General features: G+C 71.3%; 13 protein-coding genes. 7 read left to right on the plus strand and 6 right to left on the minus strand.

Translation table 11 applies throughout. The annotated features are described in order from the left end of the window. The first annotated feature begins 34 nt into the window (after positions 1-34). Complete coding sequence (locus tag VH914_22140) at positions 35-4,492, plus strand: DEAD/DEAH box helicase (GenBank protein HEX4493918.1); 4,458 nt, start codon at positions 35-37, stop codon at positions 4,490-4,492. A 64-nt stretch (positions 4,493-4,556) separates the two neighbouring features. Further along, on the plus strand, positions 4,557-4,856 hold the full coding sequence (locus tag VH914_22145) for a hypothetical protein (GenBank protein HEX4493919.1): 300 nt from the start codon (positions 4,557-4,559) through the stop codon (positions 4,854-4,856). Positions 4,857-4,886: 30 nt separating this feature from the next. Here VH914_22145 and VH914_22150 read toward each other — a convergent pair whose 3' ends face one another. Then, positions 4,887-5,648, minus strand: coding sequence for an AAA family ATPase (locus tag VH914_22150; protein ID HEX4493920.1), 762 nt, complete (start codon positions 5,646-5,648; stop codon positions 4,887-4,889). Between the two features lie 59 nt (positions 5,649-5,707). Here VH914_22150 and VH914_22155 point away from each other — a divergent pair, with 59 nt between their 5' ends. The 3 genes from VH914_22155 (at position 5,708) to VH914_22165 (ending at position 7,750) form a co-directional block, all read left to right on the plus strand. Then, on the plus strand, positions 5,708-6,403 hold the full coding sequence (locus VH914_22155; protein ID HEX4493921.1) for a heme-binding beta-barrel domain-containing protein: 696 nt from the start codon (positions 5,708-5,710) through the stop codon (positions 6,401-6,403). After that, positions 6,400-7,158: an alpha/beta hydrolase gene (locus VH914_22160; GenBank protein ID HEX4493922.1), complete on the plus strand. Its 759-nt coding sequence runs from the start codon at positions 6,400-6,402 to the stop codon at positions 7,156-7,158. Before VH914_22155 ends, VH914_22160 begins: the two co-directional genes overlap by 4 nt. Positions 7,159-7,291: 133 nt before the next feature. Further along, complete coding sequence (locus VH914_22165) at positions 7,292-7,750, plus strand: hypothetical protein (protein ID HEX4493923.1); 459 nt, start codon at positions 7,292-7,294, stop codon at positions 7,748-7,750. A gap of 82 nt (positions 7,751-7,832) precedes the next feature. Here VH914_22165 and VH914_22170 read toward each other — a convergent pair whose 3' ends face one another. The 5 genes from VH914_22170 to VH914_22190 all read right to left on the minus strand — a co-directional run bounded on the left by VH914_22170 (position 7,833) and on the right by VH914_22190 (position 11,805). Further along, positions 7,833-8,381, minus strand: coding sequence for a hypothetical protein (locus VH914_22170; GenBank protein HEX4493924.1), 549 nt, complete (start codon positions 8,379-8,381; stop codon positions 7,833-7,835). A gap of 69 nt (positions 8,382-8,450) precedes the next feature. Then, positions 8,451-8,561, minus strand: coding sequence for a hypothetical protein (locus VH914_22175; protein ID HEX4493925.1), 111 nt, complete (start codon positions 8,559-8,561; stop codon positions 8,451-8,453). A gap of 225 nt (positions 8,562-8,786) precedes the next feature. After that, on the minus strand, positions 8,787-9,803 hold the full coding sequence (locus VH914_22180) for a cytochrome d ubiquinol oxidase subunit II (GenBank protein ID HEX4493926.1): 1,017 nt from the start codon (positions 9,801-9,803) through the stop codon (positions 8,787-8,789). Beyond that, the gene (locus tag VH914_22185) at positions 9,800-11,194 is read right to left on the minus strand and encodes a cytochrome ubiquinol oxidase subunit I (protein HEX4493927.1); all 1,395 of its coding nucleotides are present in this window, start codon (positions 11,192-11,194) and stop codon (positions 9,800-9,802) included. The genes VH914_22180 and VH914_22185 overlap by 4 nt, the downstream gene beginning before the upstream one ends. A 2-nt stretch (positions 11,195-11,196) precedes the next feature. After that, entirely contained in the window at positions 11,197-11,805 is a 609-nt protein-coding gene (locus tag VH914_22190) for a glycerol-3-phosphate acyltransferase (protein ID HEX4493928.1), read from the minus strand. Positions 11,806-11,857: 52 nt separating this feature from the next. Here VH914_22190 and VH914_22195 point away from each other — a divergent pair, with 52 nt between their 5' ends. Both VH914_22195 and VH914_22200 read left to right on the plus strand, forming a co-directional pair. Further along, entirely contained in the window at positions 11,858-13,069 is a 1,212-nt protein-coding gene (locus VH914_22195) for an acyl-CoA dehydrogenase family protein (protein HEX4493929.1), read from the plus strand. Continuing rightward, positions 13,066-13,501: acyl-CoA dehydrogenase family protein (locus VH914_22200; GenBank protein ID HEX4493930.1), on the plus strand; the 436-nt coding region annotated here is incomplete at its 3' end. The genes VH914_22195 and VH914_22200, both read left to right, overlap by 4 nt.

Raw genomic sequence — 13,501 nt, forward strand, 5'->3', positions numbered from 1 at the left:
AAGAGTGTCGTAGGACGGCGGTACCGTCGTCACCGTGGAGTTCTCGCCCGCGGTCCAGGCCTGGTTCGACGCGTCGTTCGCCGAGCCGACCGCGCCCCAGGCTCGGGGCTGGCCGGCGATCGCGGCCGGTGACCACAGCCTGATCCTCGCCCCGACCGGGTCGGGCAAGACCCTCGCCGCGTTCCTCTGGGCGATCGACCGCATCGGCAACGAGCCGGTCCCCGAGAAGCGCGAGCGCTGCCGCGTCCTCTACATCTCGCCGCTGCGCGCGCTCGCGGTCGACGTCGAGAAGAACCTGCGCGCGCCGTTGCGGGGCATCGCGCTCGCGGCCGAACGGCTCGGCGTGCCGTTCCACGAGGCGACCGTCGCGCTCCGCACCGGCGACACCGAGAGCCGCGCCCGGCAGGCGTTGCTGCGCGCGCCCCCGGACATCCTCATCACGACGCCCGAGTCGCTCTACCTGATGCTCACCTCGCAGGCGCGCGAGACGCTGCGATCGGTGCAATACGTGATCATCGACGAGATCCACGCGATGGCGCCGACGAAGCGCGGCGCGCACCTCTCCCTCTCGCTCGAACGGCTCGAGGCGGTCACCACGAGGCCGGCGCAGCGCATCGGCCTCTCCGCGACGCAACGTCCGCTCGACGAGATCGCGCGCTTCCTCGGCGGCATCGGTCCCGACGGCCCGCGTCCCGTCACGATCGTCGATGCGGGCAGCCAGAAGACGCTCGACCTCCAGGTGATCGTGCCGGTCGACGACATGGCCGCCATCCACACCGAGCAGGAGCAACCGGTCGACTCCGTGTACGGCCCGCTGCCGACGGGCGTGACCGCGCTGGGCGAGGCCGCGTCGGAACCGGAATCGCGCTCGAGCATCTGGCCCCACATGCAGCCCCGGCTGCTCGAGCTCATCCGCGAGCACCATACGACGCTCGTGTTCACGAACGCGCGCCGGCTCGCGGAACGGCTCGCGGCGCGGCTGAACGAGCTCGCGGGCGAGGAGCTCGTGCGCGCGCACCACGGATCCCTCGCGCGCGAGCAACGCCTGCTCGTGGAGGACGAGCTCAAGTCGGGCCGGCTGCGCGGGTTGGTCGCGACGTCGTCGCTCGAGCTCGGCATCGACATGGGGACGGTCGACCTCGTCGTGCTCGTGGAGTCGCCGGGTTCCGTCGCGCGCGGCATGCAGCGCGTCGGGCGCGCCGGCCACCACGTCGGCGAGCCGAGCTCGGGTCGCATCTTCCCGAAGTGGCGCGGCGACCTGCTCGAAGCCACTGCCGTCGTGCGCCGCATGCACGAAGGGCTCGTCGAGGAGATGCGCTACCCGCGCCGGCCGCTCGACGTGCTCGCGCAGCAGATCGTCGCCGCGTGCGCGGTCGACGAGTGGTCGGTCGACGCGCTGCTCGACCTCGTGCACCGCAGCGCCAACTTCTCCGATCTCTCGCGCGACGCGTTCGAAGCCGTGCTCGACATGCTCTCGGGCCGCTACCCCTCCGACCAGTTCGCCGGCCTCCGGCCGCGCATCGTGTGGGATCGGATCGAGGGGAAGCTCACCGGGCGCGAGGGCGCGCAGCGACTCGCGGTGACGAGCGGCGGCACCATCCCCGACCGCGGGCTCTTCGGCGTGTTCCTGCCCGACGGCGGGCGGGTGGGCGAGCTCGACGAGGAGATGGTGTACGAGTCGCGCACCGGCGAGACGTTCCTGCTCGGCGCGTCGACGTGGCGCATCGAGGAGATCACGCATGACCGCGTCGTCGTCACCCCCGCGCCCGGCCAGCCCGAGAAGATGCCGTTCTGGAAGGGCGAGAAGCCGCCGCGGCCGCTGGAGCTCGGCCGCGCGCTCGGCGGCATGGTGCGCGAGCTGCGCGGGATGCCGCGCGCGGATGCCGAGCTGCGGCTGATGGCCGACGGCCTCGACGACAAGGCGACGTCGAACCTGCTCCAGTTCCTCGACGAGCAGGCGGAGGCGACCGGCGCGGTGCCGGACGATCGCACGATCGTCGTCGAGCGCTTTCCCGACGAGATCGGCGACTGGCGGCTCTGCATCCTCACGCCGTTCGGCTCACGCGTGCACGCGCCGTGGGCGCTCGCGATCGAGGCCCGCCTCGAACGGATGGACCTCGCCGCGACGACCGTGTGGACCGACGACGGCATCGTCGTGCGGCTGCCGGAAGCAGTCGACGACGTCCCGCTCGACGCGCTGCTCGTGCCGCCCGACGAGATCGAGGACCTCGTCGTCGAGCGGCTGCCGGCGACGTCGTTGTTCGCGTCGCGCTTTCGCGAGAACTCGGCGCGCGCGTTGCTGCTCCCCCGTCGTAGGCCCGGAGAGCGCACACCGCTCTGGCAGCAACGACAGAGGGCCGCCGACCTCCTCGCGGTGTCGGCCAACTATCCGGCCTTCCCGATGCTGCTCGAGACGACGCGTGAGTGCCTGCGCGACGTGTTCGATATCTCGGGCGCGCGCGAGGTGCTGACCCAGATCCAGTCGCGGCACGTGCGCGTCGTCCCGGTGGAGACGCGTCGCGCATCGCCGTTCGCGCAGTCACTGCTCTTCGCGTGGATCGCGGTCGGCATGTACGACGGCGACGCGCCCCTTGCCGAACGCCGCGCGACCGCACTCGCGCTCGACCGCGACCTGTTGCGCGAGCTGCTCGGCGCCGAGGAGCTGCGCGAGCTGCTCGATCCGGAGGCGCTCGCCCAACTCGAGCTCGAGCTCCAACACCTCGTGCCGACGCGCCACGCGCGCTCGCTCGACGGGCTCCACGATCTGCTGCGCGACATCGGCGACCTGTCGGAGGACGAGATCCGCGCCCGGACGGACGACTCGATCGACGCCACGACCCTCGCCGGATGGATCGACTCGCTCGTGACGCAGCGGCGCGCGATGCGCGTGCGGGTCGCCGGCGTCGACCGCATTGCCGCCGCCGAGGACGCCGCCCGCCTCCGCGACGGTCTCGGCGTCGCGATCACCCAGGGACTTCCCGCCGCGTTCACCGATCCGGTCCCGTTCCCGCTCGACGAGCTCGTCGCCCGCTACGCGCGCACGCACGGTCCGTTCACCGTCGACGAGGTCGCGGGCCGGCTGGGCACGACGTCCGAGCGCGTGCTCGAGTCGCTGCGCCGACTCGAGGGCCAGAGCCGCGTCGTCGCCGGCGAGTTCCGGCCCGGTGGCGCGTCGGCGGAGTGGTGCGACGACGGCGTGCTGCGCGTCGTGCGGCGCCGCTCGCTCGCCGCATTGCGACGCGAAGTCGAGCCGGTCGATCCCGCGACGTTCGCGCGGTTCCTGCCCGCGTGGCACGGCGTCGGTCAGGGCCGGCGCGGGACGGACTCACTCGTCGCCGCGATCGAGCAGCTGCAGGGCGCGGCGATCCCCGCGTCGGTGCTCGAACGCGATGTGCTGCCCGCGCGCGTCGACGGCTACCGGCCCGCGATGCTCGACGAGCTCTGCGCGGCGGGCGAGCTCGTGTGGATCGGCGCGGGTCCGCTCGGCGACGACGACGGCCGCGTGCGGCTCTGCTTCCGCGACCGCGTGCGTCTGCTGCTGCCGCCGATGAGCACGAGCGATCCGCCCTCCGATCCGCTGCACGAGGCGATCCGTGAGCGCTTGCGGAGCGCGGGCGCGTCGTTCTGGCCCGAGCTCCTCGTCGCGGCCGGCAACCCGGAGCAACAGGCATTGCTCGACGCGTTGTGGGATCTGGTCTGGGCCGGCGAGGTCACGAACGACACGTTCGGTCCGCTGCGGGCGCCGCGCCGGGCGAAGCGCCGGTCGACCGCGACCGCGCGCCGGCCGCAGGTGGGGCGCCTCTCACGACTCGGACCGCCCGCCGCGGCGGGGCGCTGGTCGCTGGTCGCCCCGCTGCGCGAGCCGGCGCCCTCCGCGACCGAGGCCGCGCACGCCCTCGCGTTGCAGCTGCTCGAGCGGCACGGGATCGTGACGCGCGAGGGCGTGAAGTCGGAAGGGGTCGCGGGCGGCTACGCGGCGGTGTACCCCGTACTGCGCGCGCTGGAGGACTCGGGTCGCATCCGGCGCGGTTGGTTCGTGGCGACCCTCGGCGCCGCGCAGTTCGCGCTCGGCGGCGCGGTCGAGCGACTGCGGTCGGAACGCCAACCCCAGGACGAGACGCGCGCCTTCGTGCTCGGCGCGACCGATCCCGCGCAGCCCTACGGCGCCGCGATCGCGTGGCCCGAGAGCGCGGGCCGGCCGGCGCGCGCCGCGGGCGCGTACGCGGTGCTCGTCGACGGTGAGCTCGCGGCCTATCTCGATCGCGGCGGTCGAGGAATGCTGACGTTCGCCCGCGAGCCCGGCGACGACGGCGCGGCCCCCGATCCGACGGTGTGGATCGAGGCGATCGTGCGCGCGGCGAAGGAAGGACGCGTCGGCGCGTTGCAACTCCAGCGCATCGACGACGGCCCGGCCCGCCAGTCACTGCTCGCGCCCGCGTTGCGGGCGGCGGGCTTCGTCGACGGCTATCGGGGCCTGACGCTTCGCGCCTGAGGCGCCACTACTCTCGGGCGGACCAGTCCACGGCGGCGCCGGTGCGGCGCGCGGAGGTGCACCCATGGGTCTGCTCGACAAGGTCAAGGACGTCGCCGGCAAGGCGGCCGAACAGGCGAAGCACGCGACCGAGGTCGGCAAGGAGAAGCTCGAGGACCGCAAGCTCGCGAAGCAGGTCGAGACGCTGCTCCAGGAGATCGGTGAGATCGTCGTGACCCAGCGCCGCGGCACCGCGGCGGCCGACGGCGACGCGCAGATCACCGCCAAGATCATCGAGATCACCGACCTCGAGAAGCAGATCGAGGCGAACAACGTCGCCGAGGCCGCGGCGGCCGAAGAGGGCGGCGCGCCGACCGGTCCGTAGCGACCCGGCCCGCAACTCGAGGGCGGCGCATCAACGCGCGAGTCGCGCCACCACGGCCGCGATGTGCTCGGCGATCGAGCCGCGCTCGTCGACTTCGAGATCGACATCGGGCAGGCCGATCCAGCGCGTCCTCGTCTGCGCGACGTGCTCCCACGTCAGCTCGTACCAGCCGGGGATGTCGCGCCGTCGGCCCTCGATTCGCGCCCGCTGCACGTCGACGTCAGTACACGACGTCAACACCACGAGGGACCGCGCACCGAGCTCGTCGGCAAGTGCGCGCACACCTTCGACCTCTCCGGCGCGGGCAAGACCGTCGATCACCACGCTGGTTCCGTGCATCAGCTGGAGACGCGCGAGTTGGAGAAGCTGCACCCAACCCGCGCGCCGATACTCCTCACGACCCATCGCGCGAAACGCGTCCTGCACCGGCTCGAACGACGTGAGCCCGGCCATCAGCCAATCCCACGCGAGCAACGGCAGGTGCAACTCCCGGGCAATCCCACCCGCGACCGCCGACTTACCCGTGCCCTGCAGCCCGGTCACGAGTACCAGCGCGGGCGCTTCCGCGTCGGCATCCGTCATCCCCGCCATCCTTGCCGCGAACGCGCGGGCAGAACGGCGGGAACGAGAACTCGACCAGGTGGTCGACGACCGTCGCGCGCGCACGATCGCGGCGCCGACCGATCCGCCTTCCAGCGGACCGACGACCGCGAGCTCGGGACCGCCCGCGGCGCGGATCCGGGCGACGGCCGCACGCGCGTCGAGCCGCTCCACGCGCGGAAATTCGGTCACCGCGCAAGACCGTAGCGACCTCGGTGGTTCGCGGCCGTCGTCAACTACGGTTCGGCGCCGTGACGGAGACCGCGCACGACTACGGCGTCGACATCTACACCGAAGCCGTGGGCGACGACGACACCCTTGCGAACCTCGGCCCGCTCGCGCCGCTCGCGGGAACGTGGCGCGGCGTCAACGGTGCCGACGAACATCCGGTCGCGGAGGGCACCGAGCGCGACGGCTTCGATGAGCGATACGAGCTCGAGCCGATCGACCGCCAGACCAACGGACCGCAGTTGTTCTACGGCCTCCGGTACCACACCCACATCGTGAAACCGGGCGAGATCGAGACCTTCCACGACCAGGTCGGCTACTGGCTCTGGGAACCCGCAACGTCGACGATCACGTTGACGCTCGCGATCCCGCGCGGCCAGGTGTTGCTCGCCGGCGGCGCCGCCGACGCCGACGCGCGCGAGTTCGAGGTCAACGCGGCGGTGGGGTCGGAGACGTACGGCATTCTCTCCAACCCGTTCCTCGACCGATCGTTTCGCACACTCAGCTACCGCATGCACGTGACCGTGCACGACGATGGCAAGTGGTCGTACGAAGAAGAAGGTGTGCTCGAGATCCCCGGTCGCGACGAGCCCTTCAAGCACGTCGACCACAACACCCTGACCCGGATCGCGCCATCAACGACGAATCCGCTCGCGACCCCGCGTCGAAACGACGGCAGCCTCGGCATCGGTTCGCTGCGGCCGGCGCGCGGGGCATGACGATCGACGCGACCTACCTGCTGATCCACGGCGGCGGTTCGACCGCACGGTTCTGGGACCGCGCCGTGCCGTTGCTCGATCGTCCCGCGTTTGCGATCGACCTCCCCGGTCGCAACGGCAAGCCCGCCGACTTCGGCACGCTGAGCGTCGACGACGAGGTCGCGTCGGTCGTACGCGACGTCGAGGACGCGAAGATCGACGGCCCGCTCGTGATCGTCGCGCACTCGTCGGGCGGGCTCGTCGTGCCCGGAGTCGTCGCCGGTCTCGGCACGCGCGTCGCCGGCATCGTGCTGAACGCCGCGCTCGTACCGGTCGAAGGTGGTCTCGGCATCGACTGCATGAAGCCGCGCCACCGTGAGGGTCTCGTCGCATCGGTCGAAGCCGCGAAGCAGAACGGGACCGTCATCACGTTGCCCGGCCCGCCGCCCGATCCGGAAGCGTTCCGCAATTCCTACGGCGGCGATCCGCTCGACGACGAGACGCTCGCGTTCGTGCTCGATCCGGTGCGCTGCGTTCCCGACACCGTGCACCACTACTTCCAACCGGTGCGGTGGTCGCAGGCCGCGCCCGTGCCCGTCGCCTACGTCGTGAACGAACGTGATCGCCCGATCCCGACCGCGACGCAGGAGCAGATGCTCACGCACCTGCCGCAGCAACCGACCGTGTTCCGGCTCGACACCGGCCACCTGCCCGCGGTCACGGCTCCGGAGCAGTTCGCCGCGCTCGTTGCGACCGCCACGAACGCGATGGTGTGACGCCGGACACGTTGTCATCCGGATCTCAGCGACCCGTCATGCGGATGTCGCCTGCATGACTCCCGACCGCAACGGCGGTTGACGATGCTGACGGTGATCGATCGCACCCCCCCTCGGCGATCTGGAGCACCTGATGAACTACGACGCGTACAGCTTCGTCCTGCAACGCCGCGTGAACCTGCCGCTCACCGCGGTGCAACGCGGTCTCGCCGACCGCGCACCCTTGGTTGCGTCCCGGCGACTCGACCTCGGCGACACCGGTTCGGTCGTGCTGCGCGAGCCGTTGCAGCCGGTTCCGCCGTTCAGCCGCTACCAGGCGCAGCCGACGTGGTGCGGCCGCGCGACCGCACTCTCGCCACGCGGGAGCACCGTTGCGAACGTCGACATCGAAGTGTCGATGTGGTCGCCGGAAGCGACGTGCGTCACCGTGCGACCGGTCGCGCGCCATCCGGAGCGCTGGTCGCGCCGACGCGTCCGCCGTTACTTCGCGCTCGCGCACGAGACGGCCGACACCGTGGGCGCGGTACTCGTCGACCGTGCGGCGCGCCGCGAGACATCAGCCGCGCCCGATCGTGTGGTCGTGCGCGCCTGAGGCGCAAGAAGCGAGGAAAAGTGGGCCGCGCGCGGGATCCGCGTGTGGGGTCGCGTACCACCGCGCGCAGCCCACGCCGACCCTAGCCTTTCGCCGCGCGCGTCGGCGCCGGCGCCCTCAGGTCGAACCCAGCCGACTCACCGGGCGCGCGGTCGGGTCGATCAGAGCCGCGCGAAGACGCGTGCCGCGCCGACGAGATCGTCGGCGAGCCGACGATCGCCTTCGATCTCGATGTCGAGCTCGTCCGACTCGAGCCGCTCGCTGAGCGCCGGCACCACTCGACCGCCGACAACGTGATCGCAACGTCAGGCGTACCGACGTCGCCGCCGACCCTCATCGGCACCGTCCACGTGCCACCGCCCGGACCGGTGAGCTCGATGCGCGCCGTACGACCCGCACGGTCGCGGCCGCTCGCGGCCAACGCGGAAGGCACCATCGTCGTCGAGCCCACGGCCATCGTGTGCAGCGCGGCCGCCGACGGCGTGTCGAGCGGCCGGCCGATCGCGCGCCGGATGTCGTCGGTGTGCGTCCAGATCTCGAACGCGCTGACGAGGACCGCGAGCTCCGTGCGCGTGCGCGACGTGAACCACTGCCGCGTCGGGGTGCGCGGCGATGAAGCGCTCGACGGCATCCGTCTCGTCGACATCGCACGCGTCGAGCGCGAAGGCGGCGACGATCTCGTCGAATTCCTCGCGGTTGTTCAGATCCACTGGTCGACTCCATTTCCCTCGAGGGCGGCCGCGATCCGTGCGAGTCCGAGGCGCAGGCGAGACCTCGCCGTGCCCTCGGGAATCCCGAGCTCGATTGCCACCTGCCCATATGTCGTCCCCCCGAAGGACGCCAGCCTGATCGCTTCCGCCTGCTCCGGCCGGTAGGCGCTCGACTTCCGCGCGCACCCGCTCCGCCGTCGCGAGCGCGCTCACCATCGCTTCCACCGGAAACCCCGCCCGGTCGGTACCGGAAGGCGTGTGCCCCCGGCCGTCAACCCCGCGTTGGCGCTCATCAGACACTCGTTCGCAGCGCGACCCGCCTTGGATCAATTCTGGTGGGCGTTTTCCTCCACGAGCTCGCCGCGGCGCGTGAGGAGGAGCAGCCAGGCGAGTGCGGGGGCGACCACGAGCAGCCCGACCACCACCGCGCCGAGCAACGCCTCGAGGGTCGCGTGCGCGCCCTGCCCGGCGGTGATCGTGAGCCGGCCGACGATGAGGTACGGGTACTGACCCGCGGCCCAGCCCCAGAGCACGGCGACGACCGCGAGCGCGGCCGAGAGGCGCGCGATGCCGAACTGCCGTGCGCGCACCAACGCGAGCGTGCCCAACCCGCCCGCGACCGAGAGCAGCAAGAACGGAAGCGCGCGACCGGTCAGGTGATGGAAGAGGTGGCGCGCGTCCGCGTGCAACACGACGACACCGACCGCGGCGACGACGCCTGCGACCACACCCGCGCCGATCGCGCGGCGCGCGAAGTAGTCGGTGAGATCCGCGCGGCCGCGCGCGGCGGCATCGGCGCTGAGGTACACGGCGGCGAGGAACGCACAGACGACGACGGCCATCGCGCCGCCCAGCATCGATGTCGGGTTCACCCAGCTGCGGAGGAGAGAACCGGTGCCGGTCGCGGGCACGCGTCCCGACGCGACGCCGCCGACGACCGCGCCGAGGAAGAACGGCGTGAGCACCGACGACAGCGCGAACACCGCGCCGAAGAATCGGCGCGTCTCGACGGGGATCGACGCCTTGCGGAACGCGAATGCCGAGCCGCGCAGGATGATGCCGATCGCGGCGAGCGTGAGCGGCATCGCGAGCGTCGACATGATCGGCCCGAACGCGCGCGGGAACGCGGTCCAGAGCACGACGAGGACGAAGATGAGCCACACGTGGTTCGCTTCCCACACCGGCGCGACCGAGTGCTCGATCAATGCGCGCGCGTCGGCACCGCGCTCCGCGCTGCCGGCGAAGAGATCCCAGAACCCGCCGCCGAAGTCGGCGCCCGCGAACAGCGCGTAGAGCGTGATACCGACGAACATCACCACCGCGACGGCGACCGCGAGGCTCACGGTGCTTCTCCGGTCGCGCTCGCTGCGCGCGTGCGACTCGACGCGGGATGGGAGCCGTCGAGGTCGCCTCCTCGCTTCGCTCGCGGCTCGCCACTCTCACGGGAGAGCCGCCGCAGCACGGTGATCGCCCCGACCGTGAGCGCGGTGTACACGACGATCAGCAGGAAGTAGCCGTAGCGCAGTCCCGACGCGGTACTCACCGCGTCGCGCGTGCGCATCAGGTTGTACACGATCCATGGTTGACGACCGACCTCGGTCGTGATCCATCCGCACTCGAGCGCGACGACCGCGGCCGGCCCGGCAACGAGCGCAAGTCGGTAGAACCAACGTGAGCGCGGGAGATCACGCCGCTTGCGCCACGCGAGCATGAGCCAGATGCCGAGCCCGAGCATCGCGGTGCCGATCCCGACCATCGTCTGGAACGCGAACCGCACGACGTTCACGGGCGGTCGGTCCGCGGGCGGCACCGACTCGAGTCCCTGCACGACCGCGTTGGTGTGATGGAACGCGAGGAACGAGAGCGCGTCCGGGATCTCGATCCCGAAGCGGACGTGCCCGTCGGTGTAGAAGCCGCCGATGTGGATCGGTGCGCCGCGCGTCGTCTTGCCGAGCCCTTCCATCGCCGCGAGCTTCACGGGCTGGTGCACCGCGACGTGCCGAGCGGCCCAGTCGCCCGCGACGATCTGCAGCGGCACGACTGCGCACGCGATCGCGAACGGGATGAGGAAACCGATGCGGCGGTAGCGATCGCGCGACCCGCGCAGCAGCGCGAGCGCGTGCGGCATCGCGACGAGGAAGCCGGTGACGATGAACGCGGCGAGGATCATGTGCGTCGCCTCGGGCCACAACGACGTGTTGAACATCGCGGCCCACGGGTGCACCGAGACGATCTTCCCGTCGACGACCTTGAATCCCGTCGGCGTGTTCATGAAGCCGTTCGCGGCCACGACGAAGAAGGCCGACGCGAGTCCGGCGATCCCGATCGGGATCCCGCTCCACAGGTGGACGCGCGGCGGCAGACGATCCCAGCCGTACAGGTAGATGCCGACGAAGATCGCCTCGGTGAAGAACGCGAACCCCTCGATCGCGAACGGCAGCCCCATCACGTCGCCGTACGTCGACATCCAGCGCGGCCAGAGGATGCCGAACTCGAACGACAGGATCGTGCCCGACACCGCGCCGATCGCGAAGAGCACCGCGAGCGCCTTCGACCACGACCGCGCGAGCTGCGTGTACACGGGGTCGCCCGTGCGCTGCCCGCGCCACTCTGCGAAGACCGCGATCACGGGGAACGCCATCCCGGTGCAGGCGATGACGATGTGCCAACCGAGCGACAGCGCCATCTGCTGGCGCGCGTAGAGCAGGTCGGGCGCACTCGCGGCGGCGAGCATCGTCAGCTTGCCGGCTCCGGCGCGCGTGCGAGTGCGAACTTCACGACGATGAGCAGTGCGTCCGCGATCGCGAATGCCACGAGTCCGCCGCCGGGCGCCGGCCCCCATCCGTTCGGCCACGACGCGACCGTCCACACGATCGCGGCCGTGACCAACGCGACCGCCGACACCCGTGCCGCGAGCTCGGTGCGGTGGGTGCCGAACGCGAACGCGGCGGCCAGCGCGACCGCGAACGGGAAGTAGAGCGGGAGCACCGCGAGCACCACGCCGCCGACCGTCGCCATCCCCTTGCCGCCGCGGAAGCGGCTCCACGGCGGAACGATGTGCCCGGCGACGACCATGACCGCGGCGACGTACGCGCCCGCGTCGCCGCCGAGCGCGCGCCCGACGAACACCGCGCCGACACCCTTGCCGAGGTCGACGAGGAGGACCATCGCACCCCACTGCTTCCCGAGCACCTGCGCGGCGTTCGTCGCGCCCGGGTTGCCGCTGCCGAGGGTACGCAGGTCGATCGCGTTGCTCATCGCGAGCCGGCTCGCGACGTCGGCCGACGGGAACGAGCCGATCAGATAGCCGAGCACCGCGGCGGACAGGGCGCCGGGACCGTTCATCGCGGTGCCTCCGGAGGATCGCTCGAGCAGGAGAAGGTTACGCTCGACCGCGATGACGACGACCGATGCGGCACTCACTGCGACCAGCGCCGACGAAGCCACCGTCGACGACCTCGTGCTCGGGTTGATCAACGACTTCGATCCGCGCACCACCGATCCGTTCGAGTTCCGCGGCGTGCAGTTCGACCGGGGCCTCGCGTGGGTCGGCTTTCCCGAGGGCGACGGCGGGCTCGGCATGAACCCGAAGCTGCAACGCGTCGTCGACACGAAGTTGCGCGAGGCCGGCGCGCGTGGCCCGAGCAGTGGTCGTTTCTTCGGCATGTTCCTCGCGGCGCCGACGATCGTCACGCACGGATCGCCGGAGCTGCGCAAGAAGCTGCTGCGTCCGCTGTTCACCGGCGAAGAGGTGTGGTGCCAGTTGTTCAGCGAGCCCGGCGCGGGCTCCGACCTCGCGTCACTGTCGACGCGCGCCGTGCGCGACGGCGACGAGTGGGTCGTGAACGGGCAGAAGGTGTGGAACACGCTCGCGCACCTCGGTGACCGCGGCATGCTCGTCACCCGTACGGATCCCGATGTGCCCAAGCACCGCGGCCTCACGTACTTCGCGCTCGACATGCACGCTCCGGGGGTCGACGTGCGTCCGCTCCGCCAGATCACCGGCGAAGCCGAGTTCAACGAGGTCTTCCTGACCGACGTGCGGATCCCGGACACCGATCGGCTCGGCGAGGTCGGCGAGGGCTGGAAGGTCGCGCAGACCACGCTGATGAACGAGCGCGTCTCGATCGGCGGTGGCATCCAGCCGCGCGAGTTCGGCATGATCGGCATTCTCGCCGATACGTGGCGCAAACGGCCCGAGGTGCGTACGCCGGCCGGGCAGGACGCCGTCCTTCAGCTCTGGGTGCAGTCCGAAGCCGCCCGGCTCACCGGCATCCGGCTGGTCCAGGCGCTCGCCGCCGGTCAGCCCGGCCCGGAAGGTTCCGCCTCGAAGCTGGTCTTCGCCCGCCTGATGCAGCAGATCTCCGGGCTCGAACTCGAACTGAACGGCGAGGAAGGCCTGCGCCACGACGACTGGACGATGCGCCGGAGCACGGCGGTGGACTTCTTCGGCCGCTCGCCCGGCTATCGCTACCTGCGCGCCAAGGGCAACTCGATCGAAGGCGGATCCTCGGAGATCCTGCGCAACATCATCGCGGAGCGGGTGCTCGGTCTCCCGTCCGAGCCGCGCATCGACAAGGACGTCGCCTGGAAGGATCTGCCCCGATGACCGATCTGCTCTACTCCGAGGTGGAAGAGGAGCTGCGGGCCAGCGTACGTTCGCTGCTGCAGGATCGCCTCCCGGCCGCCGACGTCCGGGCGCGCACCGAGACCGACTCGACCTACGATCTCGCGCTGTGGCGCACGCTCGCGACCGAACTCGGGCTCGCCGCACTGATCATCCCGGAAGCGCAGGGCGGCGCGGGTGCCTCCTACCGCGAAGCGGCGGTCGTGCTGGAAGAGCTGGGTCGTGCGGTCGCGCCGGTGCCGTACCTGGGTAGTGCCGTCGTGGCGACGACGGCGCTGCTGGCCATCGGCGAGGAATCCGCGCTGCTCACCGATCTCGGGGACGGCCGGAGCATCGCCGCTCTCGCCGTACCGTTCTCGACCGGCCCGGATATGCCCGCGCACTACACCGTGAAGTCCGATGGCGACAAGCTGA

This window comes from Acidimicrobiia bacterium (assembly GCA_036271555.1).
Taxonomy (GTDB): domain Bacteria; phylum Actinomycetota; class Acidimicrobiia; order IMCC26256; family PALSA-610; genus DATBAK01.

What these genes read in the sequence shown, in the direction of transcription:
- VH914_22145 (HEX4493919.1), top strand. Translation starts at nt 4,557, where the DNA reads ATGGGTCTGCTCGACAAGGTCAAGGACGTCGCCGGCAAGGCGGCCGAA.
- VH914_22160 (HEX4493922.1), top strand. Translation starts at nt 6,400, where the DNA reads ATGACGATCGACGCGACCTACCTGCTGATCCACGGCGGCGGTTCGACC.
- VH914_22170 (HEX4493924.1), bottom strand. Translation starts at nt 8,381, where the DNA reads ATGCCGTCGAGCGCTTCATCGCCGCGCACCCCGACGCGGCAGTGGTTC.
- VH914_22165 (HEX4493923.1), top strand. Translation starts at nt 7,292, where the DNA reads ATGAACTACGACGCGTACAGCTTCGTCCTGCAACGCCGCGTGAACCTG.
- VH914_22185 (HEX4493927.1), bottom strand. Translation starts at nt 11,194, where the DNA reads ATGCTCGCCGCCGCGAGTGCGCCCGACCTGCTCTACGCGCGCCAGCAG.
- VH914_22195 (HEX4493929.1), top strand. Translation starts at nt 11,858, where the DNA reads ATGACGACGACCGATGCGGCACTCACTGCGACCAGCGCCGACGAAGCC.
- VH914_22190 (HEX4493928.1), bottom strand. Translation starts at nt 11,805, where the DNA reads ATGAACGGTCCCGGCGCCCTGTCCGCCGCGGTGCTCGGCTATCTGATC.